We start from the raw sequence: 15,546 nt of genomic DNA on the forward strand, positions 1-15,546 counted from the left end.
TGCATCCAACGCCGCCCGCTCCCGGTCGAAAACCCTTGCGGTTCCTTCGAACACATCGGAGTCAAAGCCCGCGGTCTTGACTACCGCACCTTCGGGTGCCAGCGATCCGTGCAAGATGCTGATCCCGCCGGTGGGGTGAATTGGATTGTCGAGCGCGCGCAGCACCTTGCCGTCCGGATCCGGTGGGGCGATATGCGCGAGGTTTTCGGCAACAGTGCGGCCCGTCACCGTCAAGCAATCGCCGTGCAGCAGACCGGCATCCAGCAACGCCTTCATCACCACCGGGACACCTCCGATGTGATCGACGTCAGACATCACGTGCCGGCCGAACGGCTTGACGTCGGCCAGGTGCGGTACGCGTGATCCGATGCGGCTGAAGTCCTCCAGCGATAGTTTGACTCCTGCCTCGTAGGCGATGGCCAACAGGTGCAGCACCGCATTGGTCGAGCCGCCGAAGGCCATCACGACCGCGATCGCGTTCTCGAACGCCTCCCTGGTCATGATGTCGCGGGCGGTGATGCCGCGCCGCAGCAATTCGACGACAGCTTCACCGCTGTGCCGCGCGAACACATCGCGGCGACGATCGGTCGCCGGCGGTGCCGCGCTGCCGGGCAGCGACATGCCCAGTGCCTCAGCGGCACTGGCCATGGTATTGGCGGTGTACATGCCGCCGCAGGCGCCCTCGCCGGGACAGATGGCGCGCTCAATGGCGTCGACGTCTTCGCGCGGGATCAGGCCGCGGGCACATGCGCCGACCGCCTCGAACGCATCGATAATGGTCACTTCGCGCTCGGTGCCGTCGGACAGCTTGGCACGACCCGGCAGAATTGTGCCGGCGTAGAGGAACACCGCCGCCAGATCCAGTCTCGCCGCGGCCATCAGCATGCCGGGCAGCGATTTGTCGCACCCGGCCAAAAGCACCGATCCGTCCAGCCGCTCGGCCTGCATCACGGTTTCCACGCTGTCGGCGATTACCTCGCGCGACACCAACGAGAAGTGCATGCCCTCATGGCCCATGGAAATACCGTCGGACACGGAAATCGTGCCGAACTCGAGCGGATAGCCACCCGCGGAGAACACGCCCTCTTTAACGGCCTTGGCCAATCGGTCCAATGACAAGTTGCACGGCGTGATCTCGTTCCACGACGACGCCACGCCGATCTGCGGCTTGGCGAAGTCGTCGTCGTCCATGCCTACCGCCCGCAGCATGCCGCGCGCAGCGGCTTTCTCCAAGCCGTCGGTTACCTCACGACTGCGGGGCTTGATGTCGATGGCGGGCGACCGCTCGGTGTCAGGGGCCTTGATTTGGGGCATCGGTCAAGTATGCGCGAACTGTCAGGTCGGCCCAAAATCATTTATATACCCCGGCGGGGTATCGGATATGCTGGCAGAAAGCCAAATCACGGGGGCGGCGTCGAGAAGGCTCAACCCGAGATCGACAATGGTCTCCACATCGACGCCGTGATGACGGCCCGAAGAGACCTAGCCAAGATGCTGGAGAGCAAATGACACCCGCACGCGGATACTCGTCGCAGAAGGACAACTACGCCAAACGACTGCGGCGCATCGAGGGGCAGGTGCGCGGCATCGCCAAGATGATCGAAGACGATAAATACTGCATCGACGTCCTCACTCAGATCAGCGCCGCCAACAACGCGTTGCGGTCGGTGGCGCTCAACCTGCTCGACGAGCACCTCGGGCACTGCGTCAGCCGTGCGGTCGCCGAGGGCGGTACCGATGCCGACGAGAAGCTCGCCGAAGCCTCCGCGGCCATCGCGCGACTCGTCCGCTCCTGATCGTCTACGGGCGAATAGCGCTTTCAATGCTTGAGCGTGGTTGAGTAGGGCCGTGGGGCCAGCCCGTGCCAACGGAGCAGCGCGAACGCGCCGCTGGTGGAATGACCCCCCGCCCCCAGCTGCCATCGAAGAAGGCCGTGCCGCTTCGGGCGGGCCGTGGACACCGCGTATTGCGGTGCAGCTGGCTGTGCTGGCCGCGGCGGCCTTCATCTACGTCACCGCCGAAATCCTGCCGGTGGGTGCATTGCCGGCGATCGCTCGGGGCCTGCACGTCAGCGTTCCCGTGGTCGGCACACTGCTGGCCTGGTATGCGCTGGTCGCGGCCCTAACCACGATTCCGCTGGTGCGTTGGACCGCGCACTGGCCGCGACGGCGGGCGCTTCTGGTGTCGTTGGCATGCCTGACGGCTTCTCAGTTCATTTCGGCGATGGCGCCCAACTTCGTCGTGCTGGCGGGCGGCCGGGTGCTTTCGGCGATCACCCACGGGCTGATGCTCTCGGTCCTCGCGCCGATCGCCACCCGGCTGGTTCCGGCCAGCCACTCCGGCCGCGCGACAACGATGATCTACGTCGGCATCAGCCTGGCCGTGGTGGTGGGCAGCCCGGTCACGGCGGCGATGAGCTTGCTGTGGGGCTGGCGGGTTGCCGTCGCAGCGGTGGCCGTGGTGGCCGCCTTGGTCACCGCGGCGGCCTGGGCGGTGCTGCCGGTGCTGGCGCTGACCCCGGAACAGCTGGCCCGCGTGGGCCGGGGCGCCGGGCACCACCGCAACCGGCGGCTGGTCATCGTGAGCTTGCTCACAATGATCGCGGTCACCGGCCACTACATCTCCTACACCTACATCGCGGTGATCATTCGAGACGTCGTCGGGGTACGCGGGCCCGATCTGGCCTGGTTGCTGGCCGCCTACGGGGTCGCGGGCCTGTTGGTGATGCCGGTGATCGCCCGGCCATCGGACCATCGGCCCAGGGCGGCGGTCATCAGCTGCATGGCGGGGTTGTGGCTGACATTTCTGGTGCTGATCGCGCTGACATTCCACGATGTGCCCACGGCGGCAAGCATCGCGATCGGGATCGCTGCGATCGCACTATGGGGCGCCACCGCCAATGCGGTGTCGCCGATGCTGCAAGCTGCGGCGATGCGCGCGGGGGCAGACGACCCGGACGGGGCGTCAGGGCTATATATGGCGGCGTTCCAGATCGGCATCATGGCCGGGTCCTTCGCCGGTGGGCTGCTTTACGAGCAGAGCGCGCTGGCGATGCTGGCCGCATCGGCGGGGCTGATCGGCGCCGGAGCTGCGGGGATGGCCGCCGAGCGGCAGCTGTTCGACGTCCCCACCACCACCCTCCGGTAAGATCGCTTCTCAACCACCCACATCACAGCAGGTCAGCGGCCGGGAAATGGTCTGCGTCCTGGGTGAATCGAGATTGCCGACCCAGAAGCCGGCGTAACCGCTATGCATACTGGGTTGAGACGTGACTGGAGGGATACGTATGTCGCGATGGATCGTCGCTGCGCTGAGCGCTGCGGGAATGACGGTCGCACTGACCTTGGCGAGTGGTTCAGCGTTGGCCGACCCAGAGCCGGCACCGCCACCGCCGGCGCCGGGCGTAGACGCCCCACCGCTACCGGCACCGCCGCCTCCGGCTGACCCGCTCGCGGTCCCGCCGCCGGCACCGCCGGGACTTCCATTCGGACCCCCGCCACCCCCGGGTGACCCGTTGGCACCGCCGCCAGCAGCTCCGGCCTCGGCGCCGGCCGGCCCGGTTACCGGGCAGAACCCCTCGCCGTTCATGGGTGAGCCGCCGTTTGTGCCGCCGTCGTTCCAACCGGCCCCCGGATCGACGGTGGGGGTTGCTCAGCCGGTCGTCATCAACTTCCAGCGGCCGATCGCGGACGCGGGACTGGCCGAACAAGCGATCCACATTTCGTCGACCCCGCCGGTGTCCGGAAAGTTCTACTGGGTGACCCCCACCCAGCTGCGGTGGCGTCCACTGAGTTTCTGGCCCGCGCACACTGCGGTGCACGTCGACGCCGCGGGCACGATGTCGGACTTCATGACCGGCGACCAGCTGATCGCAACGGCCGACGACGCCACCCATCAACTGACCGTCACCCGCAATGGGACGGTCGAGAAGACGATCCCGATGTCGATGGGTATGGCGGCCGGCGGTCACCAGACGCCGAACGGCACCTACTACGTGCTCGACAAGAAGGCCACGGTCGTGATGGATTCGTCCACCTACGGCGTGCCGGTCAACTCGAGCTGGGGCTACAAAGTCAACGTCGAGGATGCCGTCCGGTTCGACAACAGTGGCGACTACGTGCACAGCGCGCCGTGGTCGGTGGACGATCAGGGCAAGCGTGACGTGAGCCACGGCTGCATCAACATCAGCCCGTCCAATGCCAAGTGGTTCTTCAGTAACTTCGGAGCCGGCGATCCGATCGTCGTGAAGAATTCCAGCGGAGGCACTTACTCGAAGAACGACGGCTCCAACGACTGGCAGCTCTGACGTCTGCTCGCGCTGGGACGTTACCTAGTTCCAGATCCTGACTCGCCGTTGCGGGTCCAGGTATAGCTCGTCGCTCTCGGCGACATCGAAGGCGTCGTAATAGGCGTCGATGTTACGGATGACCCCGTTGCAGCGGAACTCCGGTGGCGAGTGCGGGTCGATGGCCAGCCGCCGAATCGCCTCAGCATCACGGGATTTGGTGCGCCACACCTGTGCCCAACCGAAGAACACCCGCTGCACGCCGGTGAGACCGTCGATGACGGGCGGGGTTTTGCCGTTCAGTGACAGCTCATACGCCAGCAAGGCGATGGAAAGACCGCCCAGATCGCCAATGTTCTCACCGACGGTGAATGCGCCGTTTACGTGATGGCCGTTGTCGAGCCCGCGCGGCGTGTAGATGTCGTACTGCTCGATCAATGCTTTGGTGCGCGCGCCGAACTCGGTGCGGTCATCGTCGGTCCACCAGTCGACCAGGTTGCCGTCGCCGTCGTATTTGGCGCCCTGGTCATCGAAGCCGTGCCCGATTTCGTGGCCGATTACGGCACCGATACCGCCGTAGTTCGCGGCGTCGTCAGCCTCGGGATCAAAGAATGGCGGCTGCAAAATCCCTGCAGGAAAGACGATTTCGTTCATTCCCGGGTTGTAATAGGCGTTGACGGTCTGTGGGGTCATGAACCACTCGTCGCGGTCGACGGGACCTCCCAGCTTGGCCAGCTCCCGGTCGGAGTTGACCTCGGAGCCGCGAAGGTAGTTGCCGTAGAGATCGCCGCGGTCGATCACCAGCTTCGAGTAGTCCCGCCACTTCTTTGGATAGGCGACTTTGGTGGTGAACTTGTCCAACTTGGCCAGCGCGCGTTGCCGGGTCTGCGGGGTCATCCAGTCCAGGTTGGTGATGCTGACCCGGTATGCCTCGCGCAAGTTGGCGACCAGCGCGTCGATTCGCGCCTTGGCATCCGGCGGGAAATGCCTTTGTACGTAGAGCTTTCCGACTGCATCGCCCAGCATTCCTTCGACCAGACCGACGCCGCGCTTCCAGCGCTCGCGGATCTGTTCGGCTCCGGTGAGTTTGCGGCCGTAAAACGCGAAGTCCTCGGCGACCAGCGCATCGGTCAGCAATCCGGCCCGGGCGTGGATGACTCGCCACCGTGCCCAGCGCTTCCAGTCGTCGAGATCTTCGGCACGCCACAGTCCGGCAAAAGCGGTCAGGTAATCTGGTTGGCGCACAACAAGTTCGGCCACCGCATCTGGTGTGCTGCCCAGTGCGTTCACCCAGCCGGACCAATCGAAACCCGGTGATTCGGCCTGCAGATCAGCGAAGGTGCGCAGGTTGTAGGTAAGGTCGGCGTCGCGGCGCTTGACCACATCCCAATGCGCGGCAGCCAATTTGGTCTCCAACGCCACGATCTTGGCGGCAGTCTGGCGATGGTCGTCGGGCGCGCCGCCGTAGACGAGTGCGAACATTCGCGCGATGTGCTCGGGGTAGGCGGTCAGCAGCTCGGAGTGCTGCTCGTCGCGATAGTAGGACTCGTCGGGCAGTCCCAGCCCCGACTGGCTGACGTGCACCAGGTAGCGGCTGGAGTTCTTGGAGTCGGTGTCGACATACAGCCCGACCCCACCGCCAACCCCGGTTCGTTGCAGGGCGCCGACGACGGCCGCGAGCGCGTCGGGATTTGCGGCGTCGTCAATCGCGGCCAACTCGTCGAGTAGCGGCTGCAGACCCCGGCGCTCCACGACGCCTTCGTCGAGGAAGCTGGCGTACAGGTCGCCGATCCGTTGTTCGTCGGTTCCGGATGCATCTGAAGACTCGGTGTTCTGGCTGACTTCGGTGATCAAGTCACGCACCTGAACCTCGGCCCGGTCGAACAGCGCGCGGAAGGCACCGTCGGTGGCGCGGTCGGCCGGGATCTCATAGTCGGCCAGCCAGCGGCCATTGACATGGCCGAACAGGTCGTCTTGGGGACGGGCACAAACGTCGACATTGCTCAGGTCGATGCCCGAGCGGATAGCTTCTACGGTCACCCCGCCATCCTTCCATCCGTCGCCCGGCTCGCTCCGATTGCCGAGCTCGCCCCCTCGCCGCTGCGCGGCTGGGGGTACTCCCACATCATCGCCACTGCGGGCTCTGCATCGTCGCCCGGCTAGGCTCACGGCCATGCCCGAGCAGACCGAGCCATCAGATGAAACGGCGCCGGACGAATCGCAGGACGAATTCGAGGGCCCTTTCATCTCCGGCTACGGCGTTGCATCGGCGGCGCTGGGAGCGCTTTCGGTGGCCGCGATCGCGCTGGGTGCGACGATTTGGCTGGCCCATCGCAGTGATGTGGACGAACGCGGCTATCAGAGCCGAGCCATGCAGGCTGCCGTCGAGTGGACGGGCGTGCTGATCAACATGAACACCGGGAACGTCGCGGCCAGCCTGCAACGGCTGCACGACGGGACCGTCGGTGAACTCAACGCCGATTTCGACTCCGCCATGCAGCCCTATCAGCAAGTGGTGCAGCGGCTGCAGTCCACCAGCCGCGGTCAGGTCGAGGCGGTGGCGTTCGAAACGGTGCACCACGACCTGGACACTGGGCCGGGCGCACCTCGACCTGCCCCGGCCGAGCAATTGCCGGCTTCGGTCGCCAGTCGCACCGACACGGTCCTGGTGGTCGCCACGTCGGTCAGCGAGAACACCGGCGGCAAGCCGCAGACGGTGCACTGGAACCTGCGGTTGGGGGTGTCCGACGTGGACGGCAAGCCGATGATCTCGCGGCTCGAGTCGATCCGATGAGGAACGCCTGGCGGGTACTGGTATTCGATATCGCGGCACCGGTGGCCGCGATCGCGGCGCTGCTGGCGGTCGGGGTCGTTCTGGCCTGGCCACGGTGGTGGGTGTCGGTATGTTCGATTCTGGTGCTGCTGATCGTCCAGGGCGTGGCGGTGAATGTCTGGCTGCTGCGCCGGGATTCGGTCACGGTCGGCACCGACGACGACGCACCAGTTCTCCGGTTGGCGGTAGTCACGCTGTGCGCGGTGGCGGTGGTGTCGGCGGTGCTGACGGGCTACACGCACTGGACGTTGCCGGATCGCCGCTTGAAGGCCGACGCGGCAGAGGTGGTGCGGGTAGCGACCGGGATGGCGGAGGCGACGGCCACCTTCTCGCCGCAGCAACCGACGGCCTCGATCGACCGCGCCGCAACCATGATGGTGCCCGAGCAGGCGACCGCGTTCAAAGACAATTTCGCAAAGGCCACAGCGGATTTGGCACACCGAAACGTCACCGCTTCGGCATCGACGCTGGAGGCGGGCGTCGAAGCGATCGGCCCGTCTGCGGCCGCCGTGGCGGTGGTCCTGCGCGCTACGCAGAACGAACCGGGTCAGCCGCCCAACAACACAGTGCTGGCGCTGCGCATCGCGCTGAGTAAACGGAGCGACCATTGGCTTGTGCTCGACGTGTCGCCGATCAACGCTCGCTAGGCTGCTCAGCGCAGCCTGGCGTGGTCAACCATCAGGCAACGGTCCATCACCACTTGCATTCCGGCTGCCTCAGCGTCGCGGCCCACTTGCTCGTGCCACAAACCCTCTTGCAGCCAAAGGGTTTTCGGATGTTCGGGAAGGGCTAACACGTCGGCCAGTACCGATGGCAACTCGTCGAAGCGCCGGAACACGTCGACCATGTCGGGTATCAGTGGCAAATCGGCCAACCGCGAATACGCTGGGGCACCGTCGATTTCGGTGATAGTCGGATTGACCGGGAAGACCTGATATTGGCCGGTCGACACCAGATACGTATAAATCTCGTGGCTTGGCCGTGTCGGCTTGTCCGATGCGCCGACCACGGCGATCGTGCGGGTTTCGGTCAGGATGCGGCGCAGCGTCGCCTCATCGGGCTGGCCGAGCATCAGTTGCTGCGGGGTGGTCGCTGGGGCGGCTGCTGAGCCGGTTGTTGAGGTCTGGCTTTCGCGAACCGGTCAGAGAGCCGGCGCATCCGGATCATCAACGACGCCGACGGGCTGGTTGTGGCAGCGAGGTAGCCGCTCAGCTCGTCGACGGGTATCCCAATCCGAGACGCGAATTCGGGCGTCTTCAGCCCCGACCGCTCGATCAGCAGCCGCACGTGGCGGGCGACTTCGGTGCGCTCGTTGGCCTCTAGGTGGGCGCGGGCGCGGTCCAGCACCTCCGCCAATGCTTTGGAGATGCCGTAAGGCCTCGAGCTCTCGAGAACTTCTTCGACTTGGCGAGCGGTGCGCCCGAACGGGTCGCGCTTGATTGCCACTGCGATCTGCTTCCAGGTGGCGATATCGCCACCTTCCAGCGCCGAGCGGATCGCCGAGGTGGGCCAGAACTCCACGGGCCGCTCAACGTTACGGCGGACGGGCGGTCGATGCGGCGACGGTCCGTGGCGTCGGTCGGCTGCCAACGTCACCTCGCCTCCTCCAACATCGCCACCGCCACCGACAGGCAGCGCTGCCTGACCTCCTCCCAGTCTGCCTTCGCATCCGGGCCGGGCCATTGCTCGTCGTCGAGATCCGTTGGGTGTGGATCCGCGAGCCGCCGGACCAACTGGGTAGCGATCCATTGCCGCCTAGGTGATTGACAACAGTAATACCTATCCATACCGGCCAGCACCAATGCGGCAGTCTCGGCTTCCATCGTGTCTACCAGCTCAGCAAATTCCGCGTAATCACGGCTGCTGTTGCGCGACATGATGAGGTAGCCCTTGAGCCGCAGCGTCTCCGCGCCGGTCGGGATTTGCAGCCGGTCCCCGGTCGGCAACTGCACGTGGGTGGTTTCCACCGGGCTGCGTCGCTCGAACGTCGGATGGTCGGTCTCCGCATGGGTTTCCAGCGCGTCTAGCGCAACCGAGAGCCGGCCGCGCCACAGCGTGACCGGATGTACCGGGCGCACCGCACGGGGTACGGCGCGGCCGACGCCGTTGCGGTGCGACAAGCCGCCGACGAACTTCTTGGCCATCGAATGACCGTTGGTCCCGGCCGGAGTCCCCGTCGCGGCCAACTGCGCGGTGGCGGCATCGTCGGCGCCTTTGACGTGTCCTCGCAGTCCGCCGTTGCGTCCACATCCGATGAAGGCCAACGGGTCGGCCACCGTAATCGCGTCTGGGACCAGGTGCTTGAGTCGGGCCGCAGACTTCAGCACGATCCGCAGGTCTGCACCGGGCACCACCGGTGCCGAGATGTCGTCTGGAATCATCACGATGTCACCCAGATCGACTGTGGGCAGCGGCTTTTCGAAGTCGACCGACGGCAGGATCCGGTGCAGCCAGCCTGGCAGCCACCAGTTCCACTGGGCAAACATCGCCATCAAGGCGGGCACCATCACCAGTCGCACCACAGTGGCGTCCACCGCGATCGCGACGGCACACGCCACCCCGATCTCGGCGACCAGCGGCATGCCGGCGAATGCGAAACCGATGAACACCGCGATCATGATCAACGCGGCGCTGGTGATCGTGCGCGCGCTGGTGCTCACGCCGTAGGCCACCGCGTCGCGGGTATGACCGGTTTGCAGGAACCGTTCCCGGATTCGGGTCAGCAAGAAGATCTCGTAGTCCATCGACAAGCCGAACGTCATGGCCAGCACCAGCGGTGGAACGGTGCTGTCGATCGAGCTGATCGGCGCGAACCCCAGCTTCTCCAGCCAGCCCCACTGGAAGACCATCACCAAACTGCCGTAGGCCGCGGCCACCGACAGCACCGTCATCAGCACGCCCTTGAACGCCAGGAACACCGACTGAATCGAGACCAGCAGCATCACGAAGGCGATCAACGCGACGAAAACCAAAACCAGCAGCTCGGTCGCGGCCACCCGGTCGTCGAAGTCTTTGATCAGCGCGGTCGGCCCGCCGACGTCGACCTGCGCGGTGCCGGTCCCCGCGGCCGCCGGGAGGTGGGCTCGCATCCAGGCGATGCTGTTGCGCGCGCCGAGATCCTCGGGATCCACCGACAGCACACCGGACAAAAGGGCACTGGTGTTGTTGTCGGCGAACACCGGCGAGGTCACTGAAACGATTGCGGGCGCCTGCGCCATCTCGTGACGGATCGCCGCAAGGGTCTGTGCGTGGGAGGGCGCCGACGCCTCGCCGTCGGGGAAGGTCACCAGCACCTGCACTGGGCCCAGCGCGCCAGGACCCAGCGCCTCGGCGGCTGCCGATACGCCGGCGCGAACCTCGTGTGACGAGTTGAATTGCCGCAGCAGGCTATTGCCCAGCACCATCGACAGGGCGGGCACCGCCATGGTGATGAGAACAGCCGACGCCGCGATCGCCGACGCCCACGGTCGGCGCATCACCCAGCTGATCCAGCGGCTCCAGAACCGCGACTGGGTCGTTTCGGGCCGCCGCGACCAATGCAGCGCTGCCGATCGCTTGGCGGCTGCGCGGCCGAACGTCGCCAGCACCGCCGGTGTCAAGGTTGTCGAGCTCAGCATCGCGACCGCCACCGCGAGGATCGCTCCGGTGGCCATTGACGCCAGCGCCGGGGTGTCGATCAAGTAGATGCCGGTGAGCGAGGCGACGACGGTCATCCCGGACAGCACCACGGCGAGGCCGGACGTCGCCATCGCCGCATCGGCCGCTTCTTGTGGCTGACGTCCGGCGCGCAGTTCCTCCCGGAAGCGCATCAAAATGAACAGCGAATAGTCGACCGCCAGCGCAATGCCGAACATCGACACCGTCGAGGTGACGAACACCGACATCGTGGTGTAGGCCGACAGCAGATAAACCAGTCCCATGGTGATGGCGACCGTGCAGATGCCCAATGTCAACGGGATCGCGGCGGCGGCAAGCGAACCGAACACCGCCAGCAACACAATCAGGATGATGGGAAGGTTCCAGCGTTCCGCCGCGGCGATGTCGTGTTTGGTGTTGGCCGCCGCGGCTGTGCTCAGCGCCCCCTGGCCGATCACATATAGCCGAACGTGGCCGTTTTCCGTCTGTCCCGGCCGGTCGCCTTGGACGCCGATCTTTGTTCGCAACTTCTTGGCGGCGTCGCTGGCGCTGCTGTTGTTCGAGGAGTCGAGGCGCAACGACACCACATACGGGCGGTCGGGTTGCGGGGCCGGCTGGGCCGGATTTTTCACCACCGCGACGTCGGAGACTTGGCCGGCGACTTGCTGCAAAAACTCGGCAGCGGCGTTCATGTCTTGATAGCTGGCATCAGCGCGTGGCGCCGCCACGAGCGCCAACGGTGACGTGCCCTGGTCGGGGTAATGCGCCTCGAGCTGGTCATGCACACGCAGCGATTGGGATCCGGCCACCTCGAAGCCGCCGCCGGTGAGGTGACCCCCTTGGGTCGCGGTCAGGTAAATCGCGGGGATAAGCGCGAGCAACCAACCTGTGAAGACCAGCCAGCGGAATCTGCGCAGGTTGCTGCTTAGGCGCATCATGAAGTGCTGGATTTCGGTCTCCCACGCATCAGGTCTTTGCGGCCGAGCCTACCTCAGCAGGCTGTGTGGCGAGGCCGCTTAAGGCTCGCTGAGCTGCAACAACTCGGCGACGATGCCAGTGTCTGCGCCTCCGTCGAGTCGAGGCCGAGCGGGTGTGAGCAGTTTCGTGTCGGCTGAATTGGGCGTGCCGCCAGAGTCGATGGCAGGATGACCTCTGGGCGTTCGCCCGCAAGCCACTAAGGAGTTCTGTATGACGTCCCTGACTGCGAATGCTGCGACGTTGCGCCGACGGCTGCTTGGCGTGCTGACCGCCACCGCCGTGGGTGGCGCCACCGCGGTGGTCCTGCTGTCGGCGCCGTCGGCGGTTGGTGCGTCTGACCCGTGTGCTGCCAGCGAGATGGCGAGGACGATCGGCAACGTGGCCAGGTCGGCCGGCGATTACCTGGACGGGCATCCGGAGACCAACCAGGCGATGACCACCGTCTTGCAAGAGCCGGCGGGACCGCAGTCGGTCAACTCGCTGAAGGGCTACTTCGACGCCAACCCGAAGGCCGCCAGCGACATGCAGACGATCGCGCTGCCGCTTGCGGGCTTGTCAAGCAGGTGCAAGTTGCCGATCAGCCTTCCCCAGGTGCTCGGCATCATGCAGGGCGCGCAGGGCGCGCTGCCGGGCGGATTGCCTGCTGGTCTACCCAATGCGGCGGCGCAGGCCGTGTCCGGAGCCCAGGGCGCGGTACCTGGGGGCGGGGTTCCCGCGGCCGCACCCGGCCCCGCGATGATGCCGGGGCTGAGCGCCGTTAAGTAGCGCCCCGGCGAGCACGTAGCTGAGGCGTCGTGGGAGTTTTCGCGTCCGGATGCAGCGGCGGGCGCGGAGCTTGTTGCGCGGCGTCGGCCGCCTCGCCGGGCAGCCTCGCGGTACCTTCATCGGCTACCGCCTCGGCGTGCTGGGCGTCGGGATCGACCTGGTTCTCGGTGCGGAACATGAAGAAGAAGACCACCCAGCCGACGGCGGCGAGCAGTAACCAGCTGATCAGCCGGTAGATCAACATGGCCGAAATCGCGCCGGACAACGGCAACCCGCTGGACACCAAACCTGGCACCAGCACTGCTTCCACGACCAACAGGCCGCCAGGCATCAGCGGTATCGTGCCGACCGCGCGGGCGGCAGCGCAGGCGACCGTCAAGCCGCCGAGCGACGCGTGATACCCGGCCGCGTAGGCAGCGAAGCCGAGGCAGGCGACATCGGCGAACCGGTTGATGAGCGACCAGCTGAAGGCCAGCGCCAAGTCGCGACGGCTCAGGCTGACCGACTCCAGCTGCGAGAGCATCTCACGCCACTTCGCCAGGCCGGTGTCGATCGGCCGGCCGCGAACGGAGTTGAACCGCGCCAGCACCCGTGACCCGATCCCGTCGATCAGATCCGGGCGCGACGCTACCGCCTGCGCAAGCAGCAACAGCGCTATGAAGCCGCCGAGGGTGAACAGCAGCGAAAGCGGGTTGTTCTTCGCGCCGAGGAAGAACGCGCCACCCAGACCAAGCAGTGCCAGCCCGACCGCTTGCAGCACACCAGACATCACCAGCTGCCACGACGCCACCAACGTCGAGGCACCCCAAATCCGTTGCTGCCGAAGCAGAAACGTGGCCGCCAGCACCGGACCGCCGGGTAGCGTGGTACTCAACGAGTTGGCCGCGTAATAGGCGGCTTCGGACCGCAATTCCTTGACGTGCACCCCGGCCGAGGCCAACAGGGTCCGCTGTACTTGGGCGAAGCTGTGCATGATGAGGACGGCGGCCAGGGCCGAGGCCAGCAGCCACCACCACTTCGCGGAGTAGAGGCTGTTGGCGGCCTTGGCGAGTTGGTCCCACACCAGTGCCACCTCGACCGCCAGCACGATCGCGACGACGGCCAGAACGGCCCAACGCACCCACCAGTATCTGCCGCGGGCACGTTCTTCGTGCTGACCGCTGCCGTTGTTGGCCGGTGCGTCGCGCGACACGTGTTTTAGGGTAGCTCTGCAGGTCGCGCCGGGATCGGTGCAATGGGCAGGTGTCCGCACTGTATTTGCGAGCCGTGACCCACGCGCCGACGCTAGGCTGGCGCCATGCCGTCGAAGGCCGACGCGGATTACGAGGATTCCGTCGAACCTATCGTTCGGAAGGCCGCTGCCTGGTCGTGGCGGCTGTTGGTCATCCTGGCGGCGCTGGTCGCGTTGCTCTGGGTTATCAAACGGCTGGAAATCATCGTTGTTCCGCTGCTTGTGGCGTTGCTGTTGAGCGCATTGCTGGTCCAGGTGGTGGATTGGCTCGACCGGCGGGGCGCGCCCCGCGGTGGCGCGGTCGCCCTGGTGTTATTCGCCGCGTTCGCGATTCTGGGCGGCATCCTGGCGTTCGTCATCAGCCAGTTCGTCATCGGTTTGCCGGATTTGGTCAAGCAAGTCACCCGCAGTATCGATTCCACCCGCACCTGGCTGATCGAGGGGCCGCTGCATCTGAGCCGCCAACAGATTGAGAACGCCGGCAACGCGGCGATCGAGGCGCTGCAGAATAATCAGGCGAAGTTGACCAGCGGCGCACTGTCGACTGCGGCCACTGTCACCGAGATCCTCACCGCCGCACTGCTGACGCTGTTTACGTTGATCTTCTTTCTCTACGGCGGCCGCAATATCTGGGCTTACGTCACCAAGATCTTCCCGGCCGACGTCCGGGATCGGGTGCGTGCCGCGGGCCGCGCGGGCTATGGGTCACTCGTTGGCTATATACGGGCTACCTTTCTGGTGGCGTTGGTCGACGCGGCGGGAGTCGGCACCGGTTTGGCGATCATGAGCATCCCGTTGGCTCTGCCGCTGGCCTCGTTGGTGTTCCTCGGAGCGTTCATTCCGCTGGTCGGTGCGGTACTGAGTGGTTTCCTCGCGGTGGTGGTCGCCCTGCTCGCGAAAGGTTGGGTCTATGCGCTCATCACCCTGGGAGTGCTCATCGGCGTAAACCAGCTCGAGGCGCACATCCTGCAGCCGTTGGTGATGGGCCGGGCGGTGTCGATCCATCCGCTGGCGGTGGTGGTGGCGATCTCGACAGGCGGTGTACTCGCCGGGATCGTCGGCGCGCTGCTGGCCGTCCCGACGGTCGCCTTCTTCAACAACGCGTTCCAAGTGCTACTGGCCGAGGATCCGTCCGCCGCGGCGAAGCCCCCCGACGACGAGGACGCTTCGATCATCCAAGCCGAACCGGATGAACCCGAGCCGGAAAGCGAAACCGAGGATTAAATCCGGCCTTCGCGGCGGAGCAAATCTTGAGCGCTGAGCCCCCCACCGCGACGACGGGTGCGATCGCCGTTGTCGGCGTCTTTACCGGGGGCGTTCAGTTTCTGGGTGGCCACGTCAGGGTCCTTCTCTTCCCGCGGGGGAGTGGGGATGGCCGTGGTCGCATCGTCCTCGTCGGTGGGTCGCTGACCCGACGGGCTCGGACTCGCAGCCCGCATCGCCCGGGTTTCATCAGCCGACGGTTCCGACGGTGGCGTGGAGCTGCCGGTGCCGTGCGGATCGCGCAATTCGCTGAGCCACGACTCGATTTCGCGATCTTCGCCGCGGGGCGGTGGGGCGCCGGGAGCGGGTGGGCGTTCGCGTCCCGGGACACCAGTCGGCGAAGCCTTCTGCTGGGCGGAGAAGCGTGTCGTCGGCGGCTCTGCGGGCTCGGGATGCCCAGGAGCGCGCATCCTCGTTGTACCCGCGGCCGACGGCGTGTCCTGGGCCGGCGCCCGGTAGTCGGGCCTGGCCGGCCTGCCTGGCCGCGGCGGCACCTCCGCGCCGGGGTGGGTGGGGTCATGCGGCGGACGCGGTTTCGCAGCGTCGGCCGTGCCC

General features: G+C 66.1%; 13 protein-coding genes and 1 pseudogene. 7 read left to right on the top strand and 7 right to left on the bottom strand.

What is annotated here, in order from left to right; genetic code table 11:
• The coding region (locus tag WBF82_RS05455) for a dihydroxy-acid dehydratase (RefSeq protein ID WP_424382067.1) at positions 1–1,314 on the bottom strand (1,314 nt) is incomplete at its 3' end.
• 191 nt (positions 1,315–1,505) lie between these two features.
• On the opposite strand from WBF82_RS05455, the gene WBF82_RS05460 reads away from it, so the two are divergent.
• The 3 genes from WBF82_RS05460 (at position 1,506) to WBF82_RS05470 (ending at position 4,306) form a co-directional block, all read left to right on the top strand.
• A complete protein-coding gene (locus tag WBF82_RS05460; RefSeq protein WP_324852996.1) occupies positions 1,506–1,796 on the top strand; it encodes a metal-sensitive transcriptional regulator in 291 nt (96 codons plus the stop codon).
• Positions 1,797–1,920: 124 nt separating this feature from the next.
• Entirely contained in the window at positions 1,921–3,147 is a 1,227-nt protein-coding gene (locus tag WBF82_RS05465; RefSeq protein ID WP_424382077.1) for an MFS transporter, read from the top strand.
• A gap of 139 nt (positions 3,148–3,286) precedes the next feature.
• Positions 3,287–4,306 carry a L,D-transpeptidase gene (locus tag WBF82_RS05470; RefSeq protein ID WP_424382068.1) on the top strand — a complete coding sequence of 340 codons (1,020 nt, stop codon included), beginning with the start codon at positions 3,287–3,289 and terminating at the stop codon, positions 4,304–4,306.
• Between the two features lie 24 nt (positions 4,307–4,330).
• Here WBF82_RS05470 and WBF82_RS05475 read toward each other — a convergent pair whose 3' ends face one another.
• Positions 4,331–6,325: a M13 family metallopeptidase gene (locus tag WBF82_RS05475; protein WP_424382069.1), complete on the bottom strand. Its 1,995-nt coding sequence runs from the start codon at positions 6,323–6,325 to the stop codon at positions 4,331–4,333.
• A gap of 133 nt (positions 6,326–6,458) precedes the next feature.
• Here WBF82_RS05475 and WBF82_RS05480 point away from each other — a divergent pair, with 133 nt between their 5' ends.
• A complete protein-coding gene (locus WBF82_RS05480) occupies positions 6,459–7,079 on the top strand; it encodes a hypothetical protein (RefSeq protein WP_424382070.1) in 621 nt (206 codons plus the stop codon).
• On the top strand, positions 7,076–7,765 hold the full coding sequence (locus tag WBF82_RS05485; protein ID WP_424382071.1) for a hypothetical protein: 690 nt from the start codon (positions 7,076–7,078) through the stop codon (positions 7,763–7,765). Before WBF82_RS05480 ends, WBF82_RS05485 begins: the two co-directional genes overlap by 4 nt.
• Before the next feature lie 5 nt (positions 7,766–7,770).
• Here WBF82_RS05485 and WBF82_RS05490 read toward each other — a convergent pair whose 3' ends face one another.
• Genes WBF82_RS05490 through WBF82_RS05500 form a run of 3 tightly spaced genes read right to left on the bottom strand, consistent with a single transcriptional unit; the run spans position 7,771 to position 11,692 of the window.
• The gene (locus tag WBF82_RS05490) at positions 7,771–8,190 is read right to left on the bottom strand and encodes a CoA-binding protein (RefSeq protein WP_424382072.1); all 420 of its coding nucleotides are present in this window, start codon (positions 8,188–8,190) and stop codon (positions 7,771–7,773) included.
• Positions 8,190–8,714 (bottom strand): XRE family transcriptional regulator, encoded by a 525-nt coding sequence (locus WBF82_RS05495; RefSeq protein ID WP_424382073.1) that lies wholly within the window; start codon positions 8,712–8,714, stop codon positions 8,190–8,192. Before WBF82_RS05495 ends, WBF82_RS05490 begins: the two co-directional genes overlap by 1 nt.
• Positions 8,711–11,692 (bottom strand): MMPL family transporter, encoded by a 2,982-nt coding sequence (locus tag WBF82_RS05500; RefSeq protein ID WP_424382074.1) that lies wholly within the window; start codon positions 11,690–11,692, stop codon positions 8,711–8,713. The genes WBF82_RS05495 and WBF82_RS05500 overlap by 4 nt, the downstream gene beginning before the upstream one ends.
• Before the next feature lie 259 nt (positions 11,693–11,951).
• Between WBF82_RS05500 and WBF82_RS05505 the strand changes: the two genes are divergently transcribed.
• Complete coding sequence (locus WBF82_RS05505; protein WP_424382078.1) at positions 11,952–12,497, top strand: hemophore; 546 nt, start codon at positions 11,952–11,954, stop codon at positions 12,495–12,497.
• Here WBF82_RS05505 and WBF82_RS05510 read toward each other — a convergent pair.
• The gene (locus WBF82_RS05510; protein ID WP_424382075.1) at positions 12,490–13,689 is read right to left on the bottom strand and encodes a lysylphosphatidylglycerol synthase transmembrane domain-containing protein; all 1,200 of its coding nucleotides are present in this window, start codon (positions 13,687–13,689) and stop codon (positions 12,490–12,492) included. The two genes, WBF82_RS05505 and WBF82_RS05510, sit on opposite strands and share 8 nt — an antisense overlap.
• 105 nt (positions 13,690–13,794) lie before the next feature.
• Here WBF82_RS05510 and WBF82_RS05515 point away from each other — a divergent pair, with 105 nt between their 5' ends.
• Positions 13,795–14,952, top strand: coding sequence for an AI-2E family transporter (locus WBF82_RS05515; RefSeq protein WP_424382076.1), 1,158 nt, complete (start codon positions 13,795–13,797; stop codon positions 14,950–14,952).
• Here the strand turns inward: WBF82_RS05515 and WBF82_RS05520 are convergent.
• Positions 14,949–15,546, bottom strand: a pseudogene (locus WBF82_RS05520) (hypothetical protein); the annotation flags it as partial. The gene WBF82_RS05515 and the pseudogene WBF82_RS05520 sit on opposite strands and share 4 nt — an antisense overlap.

Source organism: Mycobacterium sp., assembly GCF_049673265.1.
In the GTDB taxonomy this organism is placed as follows: domain Bacteria; phylum Actinomycetota; class Actinomycetes; order Mycobacteriales; family Mycobacteriaceae; genus Mycobacterium.

Coding starts and splice junctions, on each gene's coding strand:
- WBF82_RS05460 (WP_324852996.1), top strand. CDS start 1,506: ATGACACCCGCACGCGGATACTCGTCGCAGAAGGACAACTACGCCAAA.
- WBF82_RS05490 (WP_424382072.1), bottom strand. CDS start 8,190: ATGCTCGGCCAGCCCGATGAGGCGACGCTGCGCCGCATCCTGACCGAA.
- WBF82_RS05480 (WP_424382070.1), top strand. CDS start 6,459: ATGCCCGAGCAGACCGAGCCATCAGATGAAACGGCGCCGGACGAATCG.
- WBF82_RS05485 (WP_424382071.1), top strand. CDS start 7,076: ATGAGGAACGCCTGGCGGGTACTGGTATTCGATATCGCGGCACCGGTG.
- WBF82_RS05470 (WP_424382068.1), top strand. CDS start 3,287: ATGTCGCGATGGATCGTCGCTGCGCTGAGCGCTGCGGGAATGACGGTC.
- WBF82_RS05500 (WP_424382074.1), bottom strand. CDS start 11,692: ATGATGCGCCTAAGCAGCAACCTGCGCAGATTCCGCTGGCTGGTCTTC.
- WBF82_RS05515 (WP_424382076.1), top strand. CDS start 13,795: ATGCCGTCGAAGGCCGACGCGGATTACGAGGATTCCGTCGAACCTATC.